This is a genomic window from Corynebacterium casei LMG S-19264, from assembly GCF_000550785.1.
Lineage (GTDB): Bacteria > Actinomycetota > Actinomycetes > Mycobacteriales > Mycobacteriaceae > Corynebacterium > Corynebacterium casei.
Genome location: NZ_CP004350.1, coordinates 2,085,051 through 2,105,173 on the forward strand (window position 1 = coordinate 2,085,051; position 20,123 = coordinate 2,105,173).

Sequence of the window (20,123 nt, forward strand, 5' to 3'; positions counted from 1 at the left end):
GTGAGATTAAAATTACACGGTTGAAAGATGAACTCTGGGTAAATCGTTGCCCCGAACTAGCCGCGGCGTCCTCTGCGCTGGTGAGAGCCCCGCGCAGAAGATTTCTTTGGCGAACTACTCTTCTTTGCGCCGCCGGTTGCCTCGCTTCGGCGGGCTTGCTTTGCCTTCGCTTTCTCGCGCGAGGTCTTTTTCGGCGCTTCATGCCGCGAGGAGTTCAGGGTTCGGCCCTTGGCAATGCCGACGAAGTCCTGGATGGCTTCAGAATCATTGTCCTTGAGCCACACCAGCGCGATTTCGGTCTGCGGCACGGACGGGTCTTTTAAGCCCAGCGGAACCACTTGCTTTTTGGACAGCACCTTCAGCAAAGGACGCGGCGCAATGACAATGCCGACGTTCGCGGCAACTACCTGCAGGCCCTCGCGGATGGCGTCGATGTCCAAGGATGCATCGTCAGCAATGCGGTAATTAACGTGCTCATCGGCGACATCGCGCGGGTCAACGGTCTCTTTCATCTCCGCGAAGACGGAGTCTTTCGGCACCGCAATGCCGCGTTCTTCGGCGTATAGGCGCACGATATGGACAGTGTCTTCGCTCAGACGCTTGTCGACTCCCCCTAAAGGCAGCCTGGCCAGAGCCACATCGGCGCCGCCAGCCAAGAGCACAGCGATTGTGTCATCGGCGTCGAGGGTCTCCAAAACCCCGTGTGCTGTGGCGCGGCGGAAACGCGCGAACCACTTTCCTGGTTCGGTGCCGGTAGCAAACGTCAATCGCAACATGGCAGCTAGCTTAATCGGGTATGTTTCCCACGGTCGAACTTGGTGCTACCGTAGGAAACGTGACTGACAATAATATGCAACCATCTGGTACCGCCATGCGCCCGCAGACCGCGGCGAAGAAGCTGGGCATTTACCTGCCGGCAGCGCCCCAGGAGTTCCAAGACGGGGCGATTACGCACGCTGAGCTGCGCGACCTGCACACGAACCCGCCGGAGTGGCTCGCTGAGCTGCGCCGCACCGGCCCTTACCCACGTCCGATTGTTGCGCAGAAGCTTGGCATTTCTGTAACTGCCTTGAAGAAGAACGACATGGACAAGCCGCTCAATGCTGCTGAAGTCAAGGAGCTGCTTGAGAACCAGCCGGATTGGCTGCGCGCGGCACGCACCGCTCACGCCGACTCCCGTGCTGAGAGTGCTGAAGGCTCTGAGGGCGACGTCGAATCCGCTGCTGCCAGCGGCGAGGTTGATACCTCGAAGCTGCCAGAAAACAAGGACTTCGTGGACGCCATCGAAGAATCTTTGGCAGAGGGCGAAGCTGCAGTCGGCGAGGCAACCCCAGCTGACGCTGAGGCTGAATCTGAGTCTGCGGACGCACCTGAAGAGGATGCTAAGTAGAACTTCGTAGTTCTCTTTAGCGAATAGCGAAAGTGGGCGGGTTCTGGATTTTCCCCAGGACCCGCCCACTTGCTTTGTGGTGCTTGGTTAGCTCTTTTTAGAAGGGCTTAGACCAGCTTCCAGTCTTCCAGACCTTCGTACAGTGGGAACTGCTCAGCGAGCTTGTCCACGCGTGCGCGAAGTGCCTGGGTGTCGGTATTCTTGCCATCGATAAGAGCCGAAGCAATGATGTCTGCAACCTCGGCGAATGCTGCTGCATCCAGGCCGCGGGTTGCCAGTGCTGCGGTACCAATGCGCAAGCCGGAGGTAACCATCGGTGGACGTGGGTCATTTGGAACCGCGTTACGGTTCACGGTGATGCCAACCTCGTGCAGGAGGTCCTCTGCCTGCTGGCCGTCCATCTCAGAGTTGCGCAGGTCAACCAGAACCAGGTGCACGTCGGTGCCACCGGTCAGCACATCAATGCCAGCTGCCTTAGCTTCTGGGGCAACAAGACGCTCAGCCAGAATCTTTGCACCTTCCAGGGTGCGTTCCTGACGCTCACGGAATTCTGCAGAAGCAGCAATCTTCATGGAGATAGCCTTCGCAGCAACAACGTGCATCAAAGGACCACCCTGCTGGCCCGGGAAGACTGCAGAGTTCAGCTTCTTGGCGTAGTCCTGCTTCGCCAAAATCATGCCGGAGCGTGGGCCGCCCAGGGTCTTGTGAACGGTGGTGGAGACAACGTCAGAGTGTGGAACTGGGGTCGGGTACAGCTCAGCTGCAACCAGACCAGCGAAGTGAGCCATGTCGGTCCACAGGTAGGCGCCAACCTCATCCGCGATGGAACGGTATGCTTCAAAATCCAGGGTGCGTGGGTATGCGGACCAGCCAGCGATGATGACCTGTGGCTTTTCAGCAATAGCCTGCTCACGCAGCTTGTCCATGTCAATGCGGTTGGTCTGCTCATCAACTTCGTAGGCAGCTACTTCGTACAGTTTGCCGGAGAAGTTCAGCTTCATGCCGTGGGTCAGGTGACCGCCGTGTGCCAAAGACAGGCCCAGAATCTTGTCGCCTGGGTTGATCAGTGACGCCAGAACCGCTGCATTAGCCTGCGCACCGGAGTGCGGCTGAACGTTAGCGAATTCTGCACCGAACAGGGACTTTGCACGGTCGCGTGCCAGATCCTCAACAATATCGACGTGCTCGCAGCCACCGTAGTAGCGGCGGCCAGGGTAGCCCTCAGCGTACTTGTTGGTCAGTACCGAACCCTGAGCCTGCAAGACCGCGCGAGGAACAAAGTTCTCCGAAGCAATCATTTCCAGAGTGTCGCGCTGACGAGCAATCTCGCCGCCGATGGCTGCGAAAACCTCTGGGTCAAGGTCGCGCATTTCCTGGTAACGCGCATCGGAAGAATTCTGAGAAGTCATATGAGACGTAAATTCCCTTCGTCGAAGTGGGGATGAAGCAATACACACCACATGATAGCCAAGGTTGCCTAAGATGCGGGTACTTTCACCCCTTAAAATACACATGGCTGTGTCAAAGGCCATGGTGAATTTCATCGCGGTCTATAAGTAGTGACACAATGGAGCACATGGCGCGGAACCCCGATTTGAGCCCCTACCTCGATTTCGACCGCGATACCTGGCGTGGACTGCGTAAATCCATGCCTCAGGTGTTGACGGAAGAAGAAGTTAAAAAGCTGGCTGGCCTTGGTGAGAACATCAACCTCGAAGAGGTCGCAGATGTCTATCTTCCGCTGTCCCGTCTCATCCATATGCAGGTTGCTGCACGGCAAGCTTTGACGGAAGCAACCGGGCAGTTCTTGGGCAATCCCCCAAGTCATGTGCCTTTTGTGATTGGCGTTGCGGGTTCGGTCGCTGTCGGTAAATCTACGACCGCGCGTTTGCTCCAGGTGCTGTTGGAGCGCTGGGACACGCACCCGAAGGTGGACCTGGTCACCACGGATGGTTTCCTCTACCCCACTCGTATCCTGCAAGAACGTGGGTTGATGCCGCGTAAAGGTTTCCCGGAGTCTTATGACCGCCGCGCCCTGATGCGCTTTGTCACGGACGTGAAGTCCGGCAAAGAAGTCGTGCGGGCACCGATGTATTCGCACGTTTCCTATGACATTGTTCCGAATGAATTCCAGACGGTGCACCAGCCAGACATTCTGATTCTGGAGGGCCTGAACGTTTTGCAAACCGGCCCGACGTTGATGATTTCTGATCTATTCGACTTCTCCGTCTACGTGGACGCGCGCATTGAAACCATTGAAAATTGGTACATCACCCGCTTCCTCGACCTGCGCCACACGGCATTCCGCGAGCCGGGAGCGCACTTCGCTGCTTACGCGAACATGAATGATGAGCAGGCATACAATCAGGCGCGTGAGATTTGGCAGTCCATTAACTTGCCCAACCTGGTGGAAAATATTCTACCCACCCGCGTGCGTGCTTCTTTGGTGCTGCGCAAGGGCGAAGACCACAGCGTGGAGAAAGTTCGAATGCGCAAGATTTAGGCGCGCAGGATTTAAGCGTTGTCCTGTGCCCAGGCAATCACTGGGTCAAGCTCCGCCAGGTCCACACGGTCGATGTCGTGCTTATAGGCATCAATCATTGCTTGGTCATTTTCGCTGCGCAGGGAGCGCGGCTTGAGTTTAACGGCTTGGATGATGCCTTTCATCACGGTTGCGTGCGCGGTGTCCAGCTCCGAGTAGTTCAACCGGCCGGGCAGGTAAAAGCGCGTGATGTCTTCCCCGACTTGGTTGACGAGGGCATCGTCTTTGCGGGCCTTTTCCACCAAAGTCATCCCCACCACGCACAAAGCAGCAGGACGTCCAGCTTTCCACGCGGCGATGGCGGCCTCAATACCAGGTACACGCGGGCCGTGGATATAGGAAAAGACCACAACTGGCCCTTGTTCGGCTGCGAGTTCGGGTCGCAGTGCACGCATGTCATCCCAGGTGCTCGCGGTGGCATCGAAAAGCTGCGCAAAAGCGTCTGCGTACTGCTTGCTCGAGCCGTAGTGGGATTGATACAGAACCTGAACCATTTAAAGTGCTCCTATTTACCAAAGCGGCGGGAACGGTTGGAATAGTCGCGCAGTGCACGCAGGAAATCGATCTTGCGAAACGCCGGCCAGTAAGTGTCCGTGAACCAGATTTCAGAATAGGCCGCTTGCCACAACAGGAAGCCGGACAGACGCTGCTCACCGGAAGTGCGGATGACCAGGTCTGGGTCCGGAAGGCCTTTGGTGTACAGGTGCTTGGAAATGGATTCCACGGTGATGTGGTCCACCAGTTCCTCGGCCGTTGCGCCTTCTTCTACTTCTTGTTTCAGCAGGGCCTGGACGGCATCAACAATTTCTTGGCGCCCGCCGTAGCCGACAGCGATGTTCACAATCACGCCGTCGTTGTCCTGGGTATCGGCCGCAGCCGCGCACATCTTGTTGGTTACCTCATCAGGCAACAGGTTCAGGTGGCCCACCAGGCGGACTTGGCAGTTCAAATCGCCGTGGCTGAGGTGGTCAACAACCTCAGTGATGATGTCGAAAAGCAGGCTAACTTCGTTTTCAGAGCGCTTCAGGTTCTCCGTCGACAGCAGGTAGATGGTTACTACTTCAACTTCGGTGTCCCCGCACCAGGAGATCATTTCACTGATCTTCTTGGCGCCCTGGCGGTGCCCATGGCTGATGTCTTCAAACCCCGCCTCACGTGCCCAGCGGCGGTTGCCGTCAGCCATGATCGCGATATGCTTCGGCTGCGGCTTACCTTTGAGCTCGGATGTGAGGCGGGCTTCGTAGGCTGGGTACAGCAGTGCGGGGAGAAGTTTCACACTTTGTAGTCTAGCGTGCCTGACGGCGGGCGCGAACGGCAGAGGCCAACTCAGCCAACAAATCCACGGTGTCATCAATATCCATGCAGGCATCGGTGATGGACTGGCCGTAGGTCAAGCCATCTTTGCCTTTCGCATCCAGGGATTGCGCGCCGCCCTCAAGGAAGGATTCCATCATGATGCCGGCAATGTGCTCATTGCCGTTCGCAATTTGCTTGACGATGCCCCGGGTAACCTCGACTTGGCGCAAATGATCTTTGCCGGAGTTGGCATGGGAAGCATCAATCATCAGCCGCGCATTGTCGCCGAGCTTGGCGGTGACTTGGGCTACGGATTCTGCGTCCCAGTTCGGGCCTTGGGAGCCACCGCGCAGGATGATGTGGCAGTGCTGGTTTCCAGCGGTTTCTACAACCGATGGCTGGCCGTCATCAGAAGTACCGAAGAAGAAGTGCGGGGAGGCAGCGGAGGATGCCGCGTGGATCGCAACGTCAACGTTGCCGTCGGTGCCGTTTTTGAAACCAATCGGCATGGACATGCCAGAAGCAAGCTGTCGATGCACCTGGGATTCGGTGGTGCGAGCACCAATCGCGCCCCATGCCACGGCATCAGCGTAGTACTGCGGGCTGTTTGGCTCGAGGAACTCGCACGCAGCTGGCAGGTCTAAGTTCACAATGTCAGTGAGCACCTTGCGTGCGGTGCGCAGACCGGAGGGAATGTCGAAGGACTGATCCAAGTGCGGGTCATTGATAAGTCCCTTCCAGCCCACGGTGGTGCGTGGCTTTTCAAAGTACACGCGCATAACAACCTTCAGGTCTTCCTCGAGTGCGCGTGCCAGTGGGGACAAACGGTTGGCGTAATCAAGGGCAGCGACTGGATCGTGGATGGAGCACGGTCCGACAACTACGACGAGTCGATCATCTTCACCGGCGAAGATATCCGCGATTTCCTGGCGGTCCTGTTCCACCTTCGCTGCTTGTTTCTCACTCAGCGGCGACTCCGCTTGCAACTCCGCTGGGCTCGGCAGTTGGTGGAATGCCTTAACGCGGCGGTTGGAGGTCGATGCTGGCGCGGTGAGCGATACGGGACGAGACATGAAAATTAACTTCCTTCTTATTCAATGGGAATGTGTCTGCCTGCGAGGAAGTTGTGCGCCGCTTGCGCGTTGTACGCCTACCCCGAGGCAAACAAAAAAGCAGCTCCTCATTTGAGGGCTGCTAGGCTCCGGGGTGTTAAGTGCGTTGGCGTTCGTTAGTGTGTGCTTTGAAATTTCTTAAGCAGACAGCAACAAGACGCCGGAAGGACCCGGAGCCTTGTCATAATAAAATCGCTTAACGAACATGACGCAGACTCTAACACACTTTCTTAGCCCCCGCGCCACTTCCCCCTGAATTTGCAGGTTAAAGGGTTGCGCGGGGTGGCATAGAAAAGCTGCTGCTAGAACTTCGACTTCTTGCGATGGTCGTAGAGACCGGCTTCTTTCAACGCCGAATCCACCGCTTCTTGGTCAAAAGGATCGATGCCATTTTCCTGCGCGAACATGGCGCGACGGCGGAAACGTGAGTAGCGGCGGTGGAAGAACCACCCGGCCATCAGCACTGCGATGAGCATCAGAATGATAATCAACATGCCGATTGGTGATGCCTTGCCAAACTCCGGACCAACCGGCCCATTCTGGCTACCCTGCGCAAGTAAAAGCACGTCGGTGGAAATATTGTGCATTGCCAACGTCACATTGTTAAGCGCAGCACTGGATACAAAACTCATTATTTATTCGCCTCTCCGAGCGATTTTTCAATCCCAGGTGTGCCTGCCAGCATATCGGTTTCCGGCAATTCCGTAGCCACGCGCGTCTGCGCTAACTCGAATTCTTCTGTCGGCCACAAACGCGCCTGCGTCGCCACCGAGGTTGCGAGAAACGCACCCGCCGGGTCAATTTGGGTGGCGTGGGCACGCAGCGCATCTTCGCGGTTTTGGAAGTAATCCGCGCACTCAATCTGCGTGGTTACCCGCGACATGATGTCACCGAAAGACGCATCCCAGCGCGACATCATTGGCGTATACGGGCTGGTCTTGCCCTGCTCAATCAAATCATTGTGGAAAAGCTCCATGCGCTGGAACACGAAACCGTGGGAGTAATACAGCTTCAGCGGCTCCCATGCTTCACCGAGCTCCGGCTTGTAGCTTTCATCTCCAGCTTTCTCCCACGCGATCATGGACGCGCGGTGCACCATGAGGTGATCGGGGTGCGGGTAGCCGCCGTTTTCGTCATAGGTGATGATCGCGTGTGGCTTGAAATCGCGGATAACGCGGATGAATTCGTCAGCGACTTCTTCATCAGAAGCCTGGGCAAAGCAATCATCCGGCACGAAAGAGCGCACGACATCAGCGTCTTTCGCCCGATTCTGCTTGGCCAACTCCTGGGGTAAACCGGAGTCAATGTAGCCCAGCCACTTGTGAGAAACGCCCAAAGCGCGCGCAGCTTCCGCCATTTCTTCGTGGCGAATGCTGGTCATGTTCTCTTTCACTCCAGGCTTGTCCATTGCTGGATTAATGATGTCGCCGCGTTCTCCGCCGGTGCAGGTCAGAACCAGAACTTCATGGCCTTCGGCGGCATACTTCGCCGTAGTCGCCGCACCCTTTGAAGATTCATCATCCGGATGTGCGTGAATGGCCAAAATGCGCCCGGTACTCACAGCGTTCATCAATCCCTTATATTCACTCGACTCTTTAACTAACTGCCTATCTTAGGTCATGATTCGGCATTTCCTTAAAGCACGCTAAACTAGCTCATTATGAGCACTGCTGGACGTCGGCCCAATCAAAATACCCAAGCATCACAACGCACACGGGGCGCAAGTTATTCCGAACGAGTTGACCACGGTCGAACTCGCGCCGGCGATCTCACCAGCAAGGCCGTCGCCGCGGTCTTCGTGGCCATCATTGTCGTCGGCATTTTCTTTGGCTTCCAATACCTGCAAAGCCGCGACGATGTTAACGCGCAAATCAGCTACGTCTCCCACGAAGAAATCGATGAGGACACCCTGGGCGTATGGGTGGATGTCACCCGCAACCGTCCAGAAGAAGCTGCGTATTGCATCGTCCAAGCATACGACTACTCCAAGGCTGAAGTTGGCCGCCGTGAGTTTGCTCTAGCCCCTGATGGCCGTGAAACCATTCGGGCATTTGTCGAGATTCCCACCACTGCTCCCGCAGTTGCTGGCGATGCCTATGGTTGCTCCAGCACCATTCCACCATACATGGATACCGAGCACACCATTTATGAGTAACCTGGCTTTGTTGCTGCACTAGGTCTTTTGCTGCACTAGGTCAGAGGGTTATTGGGCATGCGGTTGTGCTAGTATTTGTGCCCAGTAATAATCTTGAGTTGGCAGCTCGGCCCTGGGTCTTTAATTTGGGGCCGGCTATTTCTTTGCCTCTTCTTTACCGCGGTGATGCAGTGCGCTTTTCCCAGGTAATCTCCCCGGCTAAAATTTTAAAAGCAAAACTCTAGGTTTAAAACAAGGTAAGTAATTAGGAAGGTCAAAAGTATGGCAGAACAGAAGCAATACATCACTCCGGAAACTAAGGCGAAGCTTGAAGCTGAGCTGCAGATGCTCATTGACCGTCGCCCAGAGGTTGCTGCGGAAATCAACGAGCGCCGCGAAGAGGGCGACCTGAAGGAGAACGCGGGCTACGACGCTGCGCGTGAGATGCAGGACCAGGAAGAGGCCCGCATCAAGCAGATCTCTGAGGTTCTCGCTAACGCCACCACCGAGCGTGAGGGCATCCAGGAGGGCGTTGCTGCCATCGGTTCCGTAGTCCACGTGTACTACAACGGTGACGAAGACGATAAGGAAACCTTCCTCATCGGTACCCGCGCTGCGGCATCCGATAACAAGGACCTGGAGACCTACTCCGAGCAGTCCCCACTTGGTGCGGCCATCTTGGGCGCGCATGAGGGTGAGACCCGTGAGTACGCTGCGCCAAACGGCAAGGTTCTGACCGTCACCATCATCTCTGCGGATCCATATGACTCCGCAAAGGCTGCTACCCCACGTAAGTCTTAAGATTTAGCTCTCCCCTTCTAGCTTCATCCTTTACTTTTAGAAAGATTCCCATGAAGAAGTTTTCCCGTATCTCCGCCCTGGGCGTCACCGCTGCTGCGGCGTTCGCACTCGCTGCTTGCCACCCACCAAGCCAGGTTGACTCTGATGTGAAGATTGACAACGCTTCCACCTTTGAAAACCAGAACACTCCTGCAGCTTCTGAGTCTGCAACTGAGGAGCCATCTGCAGAGGCCGGTGCTTCCGAAGAGTCAGCAGCTACCGATGAAGCTGCTGCCGGTGCAGAAGTACAGTTCATCGACTGCGTTGCTGCACCAGTAACTGAGCCAACCGAGGTCAGCCTGGACTGCACCACTAACGCCGACGTCGTCACCGAAATCACTTGGGATTCCTGGGATGCTGAGGGTGCTGAGGGCACCGGCACCCGCGGTGAGGATGAAGTAACCATCAACCTGTCTGAGCCAACTCAGACTGAAAATGGCCTTGCTTTCACCCTGATTGAGGTTGACGGTGAGACCGTAGCGCCTTAAGGCAACGCGCACCTTTATACAGCGCGTAAGCACCCTCCACGGCCGCAGCACTTCTGTTGCGGCCTCACGTGGAGGGTGCTCTTTTGTGTATAGGCTTTGTGCATCGCCTTCGTGAACAGCCAATGCAGCTGTGAAAGTTTTGGTACGTCAATACGGTGAGCGAGAAAGGCCGGCGTCGAAGCTTGCGCTTCCTAACCCTCGGTCTGCCTTCCTCAGGTGTGCCAGCTAAAGTTCCAACACTATCCCCCGAACGCGTACCCAGTGCTTGGGCAGAATACCGACAACCCCTGAATCACCATCATTTAAAAATCGGTGAAAGTTGCCGGCTCTGTGCCCTACTGAGCAACCCCGCGCTAGATGGCCAAAAAGTACTGCCGATAACCTTTTGACCGCACGAGGTTTAGAACCATTTCTCGCTCAACCGTATTAACTTGTACCGGACAACAGATGCCCCTTGCAATGAATCCCCCAGCTTCACACCAAGGCGTTCCAACTACAAGTGGAAACGAGCTCCACTGAGAGCTGGCAACGTACACCAGTAGTCCTAAGTACAGAATGCCCTAAACGTCTTGATTTGTCTGCCTTTGTATCAATATTTTCTGCCATACAATCTATATCACATCGAAATAGTTACCGATTGTGTTTAAGATATTCTACAGCCGAACGGCTTACCAGCGGATATGGCTACAATCCATCTTAAGATTTTGGAACTTTCAAAATACTGAGAGTTTTATTTTCTACCCCCGTAGTCTCCCCCCGAATGCGGGAGATCTGGCTGAGGTTAAGCCCCAGTTCGGTCTTCAAACCTCGCCTATTGTGCCGCGTTACATTGGGCCTCAGGCTAAAACCGATACATCTAGAGTGCTCGACTTACTCTACACAAAACATCGCCCGCAGGACGCTTAAAGCAAGTCCTGCGGGCGGAACACTGCAACTTCAAAAGGTGCAGCGAGTGGTGTAACGGGTTTAAAGAAGAGTTCTAGCGCTGCTGGAAGTAGCTGAGCAGGCGCAGGATCTCCGTGTAGAGCCAGACCAAGGTAACAGCCAAGCCCAGGGCAACGCCCCAAGCGTAGTTGGAAGGAGCGCCGCGGCGAATCATGTTGTCCGCTGCATCGAAATCGGTCATGAAGGACAGTGCCGCCAGAACGATACATACCAGGGAGAAGATGATTGCCAGCATGCCGCCGTCACGCAATGGACTGTTGCCGGTGAAGATTGCTAGTACGAAGTTACCCAGAGCCAGCACAACTACACCGAAGATAGCGCCGGTGAGGATCTTGTTGAAACGTGGGGTGACCTTGACCGCGCCGGTCTTGTAGACGAACAGCATGCCCAAGAATACGCCGACGGTGCCCAGGATTGCCTGTCCGATGAGAGCGCCTGCATCGACGTTGCCATCGAAGAAGCCAGAGAGAAGCAGTGAGAACCCGCCGACGAACAAGCCTTCAAGAGCTGCGTAGATAAGGGTGACGGTGGCAGAGCCCCACTTCTTAGCGAAGGTGGCGACCAGAACGGTGATGAAACCACCGATACCGCCTACCAAGGTCAAAATCATGGCTATGCCTCGGTCAACGAATACCGCGACGCCGAAGTTGGCTACTGCGAAGGCAATAATGATAGCCAAGGTAATGCCGGTTTTGGTGACAACGTCATCAACGGTCATTGGTCGGGTTGTCTTAGCCTGCTCACCTGAGTAATCAGCGGTGCTGGTCTGTGCATGGCCATAATCGGACTGATAAGGCGAGCTGCTATTAGACAGCGAGTTCATTACCGGGTTGCTCGAGCGCACTGGAATCCCGATCCTTTCTAGAAACTTTTCTTCTTCTTTGTTCACTTGGTTCAACGAACACAGCGTCCGGTTAGTTCCCTCGTCACCAAAATTTATTGCGACAACTTATGGCTTAATTTGATGGCCTTATTGTGATGGCGGGGCCATGCCACCCTGCGGTGGATTTCCACCGGGCATGCCCCCTGACATTTCCCCACCGCCCATGCCGCCACCCATGCTGGATGCTTCGCTCTGGGTCGTTAGATCGACAGGCACAGTAATGGCCAAGGAAAAGCCGTCGGTCGCATTGCCCACTACGTCTGGGGCTTGCTGCTCCCAGCCGTCAGAAAAGACGTTGTCGGTGTCCAGGGTGATTTGGCTGAGGTTATTCGCCGAGCCGTCATATTCAGACAGCTTGTATGGTTCGGTCACGGTGTCTTCGGGGACCACAATCTGCGAGGTCAGCACCGCGTTGGTTGCGTCGGTGATGTCGTCGATGCTGGTGAACACTTCAAAATGGATGTGCGGCCAGCGGCCGGTGTAGCAGCCCGGGATGATGGAGTCGAAGGTTACTTGGCCGTTGGCGTCGGTTACCTGCACGCCGCGCAGCCGGGTTTGGTCGGTGACGCCGTCGGAGTACATCGAGTAGCGTCCTTCGGCGTCGCAGTGCCAGACGTAGACAGCCGCCTTCGACAGCGGTTGGTTGTCATTGTTGATGTCCACAAGGTTCATGGTCAAGGTCATGGGAACACCAGACACGGAGCCGTTGCCGTCGACACTGGTGGTGAGGTCGCGGCGCTCCACTCCGGACTCATCCAAGACGTCGGGGCCATTCGATCCATCCCCCGGATAAGGCCCGGCGGTTTCAGAGTTCATTTCTTCCAGCACTTGGCCGGAGAGGTCGTTGGGCGCCGCAGCGCTGGTGGTGGTCGCGGCGGCAGAGCTCGATGCGCTTGCCGATGCTCCCTCACCCTTCACTCCACACGCCACCAATGCGGCGCTTCCCGCACCAATTCCAATGCCCGCCAGCATGCGTCGGCGCGAGAGCAGCGTGCCGATGTCAAAGGCAAGGCCCTGGTCTTCAATATCTTCGGACGGTCGGTCAAGGGGACGGCCTTCAAAGGCCTGTTGATGTGTACTCATAGAAATGAAGATAAAGCACCTACCTCGAAAAACTCCGGGAAAATTCTCAAGAGTCGCCCCAGAAAATCCCCGAAGATCCCGACAGTATGATGTGACAACAACCCGGAAGTCTGGGTGGTTGCTAAATAAATCCCGAGTGCGCCAAGGGGAGCATCGTCAAGCAATGCGAAAACCAGGCAAGGAATATCCCTGCCTGGCCTTTTGGTGCCCCCACTGGGACTCGAACCCAGACTGAATTGATTTTAAGTCAACTGCCTCTGCCATTGGGCTATGGGGGCGAGTGCAAAGCAGCGCTGGAAGAGCGCGCCCAAAAGCACTGCTTTAGTTTATAAAACGGTTATGTGAAAAGGAAACTTAGGGTGCCTAAGCGTACATCTCAGCGACGATACCAGCGGTCATGCCGTCGAGAATGTCCTTTTCGCTGATATAGAAGGAGCGCGCGGAGCTGTTGCGCTCAATCATCTGCATGATGCCTTCAACGGCAACCGATCCACCACCGATGACATCCGCGCGGCCCGGGTGAATGACCGGATTCAGCGCGCGTGCCTCTGCGGATTCGGCGATGAGCTGCTTGGTGAGGACACGGAGGGCATCAAAACGCAGCTCTGAGCCGTGAATGAGCTCGGCGTCGTAGCGCTCCAAGCCTTGAGCCAATGCCGACAGTGTGGTGAAAGTGCCTGCGCAACCGACGAAAGTGGTGGCCTCGTTGATGGGAACAATCTTCTCCACCTCGGACATACGCTCTGCGACGTAATCTGATGCGATCTCAATCTCGGTCTCGCTCGGCGGATCCGAGGGCATCATACGCTCTGTAAGCCGCACACAACCCATGCGGGAAGAATGCGAGCCCAGGATCTCTCCCCCTGCAGTGCCCACGATGAACTCCGTGGAACCTCCGCCCAGGTCAATGACGCAGTACGGGCTACGGTCCTTGGACAAATCTCCGACCGCACCCTGGAAGGAAAGCAAAGCCTCCTCTTCGCCTGAGATGACCTCGGCGCGTGCACCCGGCTGAATCTCTCCCAGCAGCTCAGCGGTCATTTCGAAGAACTCTTCTGCATTCCCCACGTCGCGGGTCGCCGAGGTAGCGACCATGCGCACGCGGGTAACACCCTCAAACTTCATCTGCTGAACGTACTTAGCCAAAGCCACGCGGGTGCGCTCCAGCGCCTCCGGCTGGAACTCACCGTGGGCATCCACGCCCTGGCCGAGGCGAACAATCTCCATAGAGCGGTGCACATCGCGCACCTTGCCGCCTGGGCGAACATCCGAAATAAGGAGGCGGATAGAGTTAGTGCCGCAATCAACGGCTGCTACACGAGTCATACTATTTAGCTCCCCACCTTAGGCGTTAGAAAAATCAAACTGGTCCAGATCGATTCCCAGATCCTCAACGGTTGGCCAATCCTGCGGGATGGCTGACCCGCGCAGCTTACCATGATCGGCAGCCATCGCGACCGCTTCTGCACCGAAGCGGAAGTGCTCTGGCCCCTCCGCAAGTGCATAGGCAATGAGCACGTGCAAGCACTTCACGCGGTCTGGCATGCCGCCACCCGAAAAGTCCGTACCCAGGTCTTCCATCGCATTGCGCTCCCTGAGAAAGTGCTCATGCGCGTTCCGGTAATCCGCCTGCAGGTCTTCATCTTCAGCCAAGCGCGCTTCCATCCACTTCATCACGTGCGCGACTTCAAGGCGTGAGGCCTCTGCGGTCAGACGTGGGTCAGTGAGGTAGTACAGCGTTGGAAAAGGAGTTCCATCAGGCAGCTTAGGAAGCGTCTTAATTACGGCTGGCTGGCCGTCTGGCGTGCGGTAGGCAATGTCTACAACACCACGAGGGGTGCGGCCTAGCTGCTCGGAAACGATGGATAGATCTGCGTCAGAAACGGTCATGCCGACATTATTCCACGTGGTTCTTCTTCGGACTAACTATATGGCGGCAGTACTGAGCGCTTTGGGCCGCTTCGTGCACATTCTTGCACACCTGACCTTGGGTTTAGAAAATCGAATAACAGTTCGATAACAGGGGTTGCGTTGTCGAAAATATGGGCTATTGTTGAAGAAAGAAGTTTAGAACACTATCGGAGGGAAAGGGGGTTAGCCATGAACGATAATACATCTTGTTCGAACATAACAGCCGCAGTTGAATCTATCATTGACGGCGTGGATGCACTGTGTTTGTCCATGATAAACATCGATAAAATCAGCTTCCACAGCATCTACTCTGATTTCGAGCGTCTTGAAGAGTCTTTGAACCGGAAGACTTTCATCGACGCCGCATTTGCGTTCATGGCTGAGCGTGATGAGGCCGGCCGCCTGGTCGGTTCATCCCGTGCTACCGATTACCTCATCAACTGCCTTGGACTCTCCCGCGCAGAAGCCAACCAACGCCTTGCCGCCGGCCGGAATCTCTATGAAAAGCTCAATCCTGAGCCAGTCCCCGAGCCCGAGCCAGTTGAGCAAGAACCAATTCCAGAACCAGACCCTGATTTGAGCGAGGAAGAGCAGGCGCGCGAGCGTCAGGCTGCAGAGGAAGAAGCGCGACGAAAGAAGGAAGCGGCCGAGGAAGAGGCTCGCCGCAAGTACGAAGAAGCCCAGCGTGAGGCGCAGCGCCGAGCGGAACGCGAGCGCCAAGCGCAGGAAGAGCGCCGCCGCAAAATGGCTGAAGAGGCTGCAAGCGCCGAGATCGCCAAAATCATTGAGCAAGAATTACGCAACCTGAACAAGCACGCCAAGCCGGGGCCTCAGGAACTCCGCACCAAGGCAATGGAGGAGTCGAAGAGACGCTCTCCTGAAGATCTGCGCAAATGGCTGCGAAAGCAGGTCACCAACGCAAACGCGGCTGGAACTATGCCGAATGGCAAGAAGGACCCGTTTGCTGCTACGCGTAAGCGTAGTTTCTGGATGAGCGAACCAGATGAAGATGGTTCCGTGCGGGTGTCTGTTCGCACGGATTCCCTAGGGGCCGCATTGTTGGCCAAGGTGCTTGCTCCAGCTCAGCGCCCGGGCGGTCCACAGCTGCCTCCTGAAGAAGACAACCGAACCTTCGGGCAGCGCCGCCACGACCAACTGATGGAAGTGTGCTCACAATTTGTCGAAGGCAAGGACCCAAAGTCTGGGCTCGGCTCCATCGTATTGTCCGCAACGTTGGATGAGTTGGAGAGCCTCTCCCCTAACTCCACCTTCATGACAGACACTGGCCACGAGCTCAGCGTCTGGGACTTGGTCAGGCTCTCCGAGGGCGTCAGCGACTACCTCGCGATTCTAGACCCGGAGAGTTTCCAACCACTGGCACTGGGAAGAACGAAGAGAACCGCCTCCTTTGCACAGAAACTGGCACTGTTTGCCGCAGAGTTCTGTTGCTCAGGGCCGGGTTGTGACAGGCCGATGTCTGAAACTGATGTTCACCACTTGGTGGCTTGGCAGCATGGCGGAGCGACGGACATTAGAAACCTGACGCTGCTGTGTAGAAGACATCATGTGGATAATAACGACAACTACGACTTCCGCAACGGTATGGGCCATTCGGAGCGTGACCCGCGCACCGGCAGGGTGGGCAAACGAATGCCGGGTGAAGATGGATTCAGATTTAATGAGTCGGCCACGGCAGACGAGTCAGCGGCGTCGCATTACAGACGGCGGGCCGAGGAGAGATCTGCGAAACGTCCAACTGACGGACCGCCGCCACCCCAGCCCTCTGGGATGAACGGGACGCTGTTTGATATCGGTCAGGACCCGGGTGCGATGCCGAAGGCGTCCTAGAAATTAGAGCTAGTTAAAAGGTGAGGCAGGCGTGTGTGGGTCTGCCTACAGGTGTTTGTTTTTCCGGCTATTAAGAATTTGAACGGCTCAAACCCCTGGGCGGAGGCCACGATGATGCGGCTGAGCGAATAAGCGGATATGCGAATAACTGCTACTGACCGGAAGGGACTTCGCCGACCGGCATCTCGCCAACTGGGTCCGGAGCGTCTTCCTCTTCCTCGACAACGTTGCCGACTGGCTCATCACTGTTAGCGCCCTCTGAGGATTCTCCCTCGGCTGGTGTTTCACCGTCGGTGTTCTCGCCGGTGGACCCGCCCTCGGTTGGGGCGCCGGTGGAGGAAGACTCGGAGCTTTCACCTTCGACGGCCTCTGGATCGTCAACGCCGAGAATTGGAGCCTCAGGATCTGGCACTTCGGCGACGGAGTCCCAGAGAACCTCGTACCAGTCGCGGCTCTCGGCCTCGGCCTCTTGGCCGGTGGTCATGCTGTCACCGGAGGTGATTTCTGGGTCGAGGATGCGGAAGGCTACTTCGCCTTCGTCGATGACGCCGAGGCGGCGACGTGCCTCTTGCTCGATGTAGGCGTCACTCTCGTACTTCTCGATCTCCGAAAGAAGGGTTTCCTTCTCATCCTGCTTCGCGATGATGGACTCGTTGAGGCGGGCAATCTCGGTACGGCCTTGGTAGTAGTTGCGCAGCGGCACCGCTATGACGGCCAAAATGAGCAGGGCAACTAGAACGAGAACGCCGAAGCCTACCAGGTCGAGCCGGTTGCGGGAACGACCGGAGCCGGCGACGGCGGGAGCGGAGGATTGAGCAGCTTTGCGGTCGGCAGCGCGCGAAGCCACGGGAACGGTGGTCCGGGACTTCTTGGGTTTCTGCTGATTCTCGCTAGCCATAGATTTCACATCCTAGCGCCGCAATAGCGCGAACTCACGTGGCACGCGTGACGGAAGTGAAATCCCCATGGAATTGCCAGGTCGCAAGAACTCGCACTCCCCCGGAAGTGAGGAATTGAGGATGCGAAGAGCCCCGCTGGCTCAACCCTGTGAGCAAGACGCGATGGGTTAAAGCGTAGCGGGGCTCTTAGAAAGCGTTTCGTTGAAAAGCGCTTAGTTCCTTATTTTTAGCGCCTTACTTGTTGAAGCGTGGGAAGGCGGAACGGCCGGCGTATACGGCGGCATCGTCAAGCTCTTGCTCAATGCGGATGAGCTGGTTGTACTTGGCAACGCGCTCGGAGCGAGCCGGTGCACCGGTCTTGATTTGGCCACAGCCCAAAGCCACCGCGAGGTCAGCGATGGTGGTGTCCTCGGTCTCGCCGGAGCGGTGGGACATCATGGTGCGGAAACCGTTGCGGTGCGCCAGGTCAACCGCGTCGAAGGTCTCGGACAGGGTGCCGATCTGGTTAACCTTCACTAGAAGCGCGTTTGCTGCCTTCTCGTCGATGCCCTTCTGCAGGCGCTCAGGGTTGGTTGCGAAGAGGTCGTCGCCGACGATCTGAACCTTGTCGCCGACCTCGGCGATAAGTGCGGTGTATCCAGCCCAGTCGTCCTCATCCAGTGGGTCCTCGATGGAAACGATTGGGTATTGCTCGATGAGTTCAGCGTAAACCTTGGACATCTCCTCAGCAGTGTGCTCGCCGCCCTCGAAGTGGTACTTGCCATCCTTGTAGAACTCGGAGGAAGCAACATCGAGAGCCAAAGCGACATCCTCGCCCAGCTTGTAGCCGGACTTTTCTACCGCTTCAACGATAAGGTCAAGCGCAGCCTTGGTGGAGTCGACGGAAGGAGCGAAGCCGCCCTCATCACCGAGACCGGTGGACAGCCCCTTGTCCTTAATAACGGACTTGAGGGTGTGGTAGACCTCAGCGCCAACCTGCAGTGCCTCGGAGAAAGTTTCTGCGCCGATTGGGGCGATCATGAATTCCTGAACGTCCACACCGGAGTCGGCGTGTGCGCCGCCGTTGACGATGTTCATCATTGGAACTGGCAGGATGTGCGCGTTTGGGCCGCCGATGTAGCGGTACAGCGGCAGGCCAGCGGACTGAGCGGCAGCCTTGGCAGTAGCGATGGACACGCCCAAGATGGCGTTCGCGCCAAGGCGGGACTTGTTGTCAGTGCCGTCGAGCGCGATCATTGCCTGGTCGATGAGGCGCTGGTCATCAGCTTCGAAGCCGACGATCTCGTCAGCGATTTCCTCGTTGACGTTTTCAACTGCCTTGAGCACGCCCTTGCCCTTGTAGCGGTCCCCGCCATCACGCAGCTCGTGAGCCTCGTGAACGCCGGTGGATGCGCCTGAAGGAACACCTGCGGTGCCGTGGGCGCCGTCATCCAAAAAGACTTCTGCTTCTACCGTTGGGTTGCCACGGGAGTCCATGATCTCTCGTGCAAATACGTGCAAAATATCGGCCATATCCGAATTCACTCCTAGTTCCACTAGCTGTTATTGTGCGTTGCGCAGCTTGCCGTCACGCACGCTACAGCCTACCGGTTTCACGCGGTAGACCTCAGTGCAATTCTTCCAGACGCGTGCATGTGACGGCGCCATCAGTAAAACTTGAGGTTTATTTCACAATTCCAAAGTATTATGAGCTAGCCGGTTGGCCGATGGCGTAGGAGTTGGCGGCGCTGGCTACGCGGGAGACATAGTCCTGGGAATAGTTGTAGGCGTAGATGGCTTCCAGCCAGTCTTGCTCAGTGGATAGGTCACGCCTGTTGGAGCACAGCAGGTTTGCGGAGGACAAGGCGGCGTCGTCGATTTGCTGCGGGTTCGGGTAATTGTCGCCGTCGGCGTCGCGGCCGTAGCGTGCCCAGGATTCAGGAATGAATTGCATGGGCCCCACGGCGCGGTCGAATTCGGTGTCGTTGTCGAATTCACCGCCGTCGGTGTCGCGGATTTCGGCGGTGTTGTTGCTGCCGTCCAGCGGAATACCAATAATCGGCGGGGTTGCATATCCATTTTCGTCCAGGTGCGAAGGCTTGAAGAAGTTGCCATTGTAAGTACCGTGACGGGTTTCAACCCAGCCGATGCCGGCCAGAGTGTTCCAACGCAGGTTGCATTCCGGCCACGCTTGCTTGGCGATGAGCTCCGCGTTGCCATAAGCGCGCAGCGCCTGCGGATCAATGTCAGTTTGGTTCGCTAAGTCTTCCGCCCAATACGTCAGCCGGTCGGCGGTGCGTCCCGCGGCGTTGACGTCAATCTCAGCCACTTCGGCTGGGGCGGTGGGAGGCACGTCTTCTGGCACTGGTTGCAAAGTGCGCCCTGGAACGGAGGGGCGGTAGCCAAGGCCATCAAAGACAACTGAAGCCAACCAAATCAAAATGCCACCAACGAGGATGATGGCGAGCACGGCGCTGCAGCCGCACCCTTTCACCAGGCGTCGTTGGTTCTTGTTAGTCACCCCGGGGATTCTACAGAACCCCAAAAGGGGGCCATAATGCCACTCTGAACCAAGACCGAATGCCAGGCCACTCCCAGCGTTTCGTTATGTCACTCGAACGTTTTCTGCCTCTTCCGGGCAAAACAATCCCTTAGATACCTCTCGGGCAAATTAATCACTCTAATATTAATTTGCCCCTTTGATAGACAGGATTCACAGGCTGGGATAAGCTCACAATCAACTTTATGACCATTTCTTGCATAAACCCTAGGG

The 20,123-nt window shown here is 56.5% G+C and carries 19 protein-coding genes, 1 tRNA gene and 1 pseudogene; 6 read left to right on the plus strand and 15 right to left on the minus strand.

Annotated elements, in window-relative coordinates; translation table 11 throughout:
* Positions 1-56 precede the first annotated feature (56 nt).
* Entirely contained in the window at positions 57-776 is a 720-nt protein-coding gene (locus CCASEI_RS09535; RefSeq protein ID WP_025387833.1) for a LysR family transcriptional regulator substrate-binding protein, read from the minus strand.
* A gap of 20 nt (positions 777-796) precedes the next feature.
* Between CCASEI_RS09535 and CCASEI_RS09540 the strand changes: the two are divergent.
* A pseudogene (locus CCASEI_RS09540) lies at positions 797-1,204 on the plus strand (DUF5997 family protein); the annotation flags it as partial.
* A 293-nt stretch (positions 1,205-1,497) separates the two neighbouring features.
* Here the strand turns inward: CCASEI_RS09540 and glyA are convergent.
* Positions 1,498-2,799 carry a serine hydroxymethyltransferase gene (gene glyA, locus CCASEI_RS09545; RefSeq protein WP_025387835.1) on the minus strand — a complete coding sequence of 434 codons (1,302 nt, stop codon included), beginning with the start codon at positions 2,797-2,799 and terminating at the stop codon, positions 1,498-1,500.
* Between the two features lie 167 nt (positions 2,800-2,966).
* Between glyA and coaA the strand changes: the two genes are divergently transcribed.
* Positions 2,967-3,893, plus strand: a complete 927-nt coding sequence (gene coaA, locus CCASEI_RS09550; protein WP_006822795.1) for a type I pantothenate kinase — start codon at positions 2,967-2,969, stop codon at positions 3,891-3,893.
* An 11-nt stretch (positions 3,894-3,904) separates the two neighbouring features.
* On the opposite strand, the gene CCASEI_RS09555 is transcribed toward coaA, so the two are convergent.
* The 5 genes from CCASEI_RS09555 to mca form a co-directional block, all read right to left on the minus strand.
* The gene (locus CCASEI_RS09555; protein WP_006822794.1) at positions 3,905-4,426 is read right to left on the minus strand and encodes a flavodoxin domain-containing protein; all 522 of its coding nucleotides are present in this window, start codon (positions 4,424-4,426) and stop codon (positions 3,905-3,907) included.
* Positions 4,427-4,437: 11 nt separating this feature from the next.
* The gene (locus CCASEI_RS09560) at positions 4,438-5,208 is read right to left on the minus strand and encodes an isoprenyl transferase (protein WP_006822793.1); all 771 of its coding nucleotides are present in this window, start codon (positions 5,206-5,208) and stop codon (positions 4,438-4,440) included.
* Positions 5,209-5,218: 10 nt separating this feature from the next.
* Positions 5,219-6,301, minus strand: a complete 1,083-nt coding sequence (locus CCASEI_RS09565) for a 3-deoxy-7-phosphoheptulonate synthase (RefSeq protein WP_006822792.1) — start codon at positions 6,299-6,301, stop codon at positions 5,219-5,221.
* Between the two features lie 341 nt (positions 6,302-6,642).
* Positions 6,643-6,972 carry a hypothetical protein gene (locus CCASEI_RS09570; protein ID WP_006822791.1) on the minus strand — a complete coding sequence of 110 codons (330 nt, stop codon included), beginning with the start codon at positions 6,970-6,972 and terminating at the stop codon, positions 6,643-6,645.
* Positions 6,972-7,910 carry a mycothiol conjugate amidase Mca gene (gene mca / locus CCASEI_RS09575; protein WP_226801996.1) on the minus strand — a complete coding sequence of 313 codons (939 nt, stop codon included), beginning with the start codon at positions 7,908-7,910 and terminating at the stop codon, positions 6,972-6,974. Before mca ends, CCASEI_RS09570 begins: the two co-directional genes overlap by 1 nt.
* Positions 7,911-8,000: 90 nt before the next feature.
* On the opposite strand from mca, the gene CCASEI_RS09580 reads away from it, so the two are divergent.
* From CCASEI_RS09580 to CCASEI_RS09590, 3 genes are all read left to right on the plus strand, one after another.
* Positions 8,001-8,495, plus strand: a complete 495-nt coding sequence (locus CCASEI_RS09580) for a DUF4307 domain-containing protein (protein WP_025387837.1) — start codon at positions 8,001-8,003, stop codon at positions 8,493-8,495.
* A gap of 261 nt (positions 8,496-8,756) precedes the next feature.
* Entirely contained in the window at positions 8,757-9,275 is a 519-nt protein-coding gene (gene greA / locus CCASEI_RS09585; RefSeq protein ID WP_025387838.1) for a transcription elongation factor GreA, read from the plus strand.
* Between the two features lie 50 nt (positions 9,276-9,325).
* Positions 9,326-9,802, plus strand: coding sequence for a hypothetical protein (locus CCASEI_RS09590; protein WP_025387839.1), 477 nt, complete (start codon positions 9,326-9,328; stop codon positions 9,800-9,802).
* Positions 9,803-10,781: 979 nt separating this feature from the next.
* Here CCASEI_RS09590 and CCASEI_RS09595 read toward each other — a convergent pair.
* From CCASEI_RS09595 to CCASEI_RS09615, 5 genes are all read right to left on the minus strand, one after another.
* Positions 10,782-11,591, minus strand: a complete 810-nt coding sequence (locus tag CCASEI_RS09595; protein ID WP_025387840.1) for a Bax inhibitor-1/YccA family protein — start codon at positions 11,589-11,591, stop codon at positions 10,782-10,784.
* A gap of 126 nt (positions 11,592-11,717) precedes the next feature.
* Positions 11,718-12,713 carry a dioxygenase family protein gene (locus CCASEI_RS09600; RefSeq protein WP_025387841.1) on the minus strand — a complete coding sequence of 332 codons (996 nt, stop codon included), beginning with the start codon at positions 12,711-12,713 and terminating at the stop codon, positions 11,718-11,720.
* 202 nt (positions 12,714-12,915) lie between these two features.
* Positions 12,916-12,991 (minus strand) — tRNA-Leu (locus CCASEI_RS09605).
* Between the two features lie 85 nt (positions 12,992-13,076).
* On the minus strand, positions 13,077-14,039 hold the full coding sequence (locus tag CCASEI_RS09610; RefSeq protein ID WP_006822770.1) for a Ppx/GppA phosphatase family protein: 963 nt from the start codon (positions 14,037-14,039) through the stop codon (positions 13,077-13,079).
* Positions 14,040-14,057: 18 nt separating this feature from the next.
* Positions 14,058-14,603 carry a DUF501 domain-containing protein gene (locus CCASEI_RS09615; protein WP_006822769.1) on the minus strand — a complete coding sequence of 182 codons (546 nt, stop codon included), beginning with the start codon at positions 14,601-14,603 and terminating at the stop codon, positions 14,058-14,060.
* Positions 14,604-14,813: 210 nt separating this feature from the next.
* Here CCASEI_RS09615 and CCASEI_RS09620 point away from each other — a divergent pair, with 210 nt between their 5' ends.
* Positions 14,814-16,472 (plus strand): HNH endonuclease signature motif containing protein, encoded by a 1,659-nt coding sequence (locus tag CCASEI_RS09620; protein WP_025387842.1) that lies wholly within the window; start codon positions 14,814-14,816, stop codon positions 16,470-16,472.
* 151 nt (positions 16,473-16,623) lie between these two features.
* On the opposite strand, the gene CCASEI_RS09625 is transcribed toward CCASEI_RS09620, so the two are convergent.
* From CCASEI_RS09625 to CCASEI_RS09635, 3 genes are all read right to left on the minus strand, one after another.
* A complete protein-coding gene (locus tag CCASEI_RS09625) occupies positions 16,624-17,370 on the minus strand; it encodes a septum formation initiator family protein (protein ID WP_025387843.1) in 747 nt (248 codons plus the stop codon).
* 235 nt (positions 17,371-17,605) lie between these two features.
* Entirely contained in the window at positions 17,606-18,883 is a 1,278-nt protein-coding gene (gene eno / locus CCASEI_RS09630; RefSeq protein WP_025387844.1) for a phosphopyruvate hydratase, read from the minus strand.
* 172 nt (positions 18,884-19,055) lie between these two features.
* A complete protein-coding gene (locus CCASEI_RS09635; RefSeq protein ID WP_081748487.1) occupies positions 19,056-19,871 on the minus strand; it encodes a lytic transglycosylase domain-containing protein in 816 nt (271 codons plus the stop codon).
* Positions 19,872-20,123 lie beyond the last annotated feature (252 nt).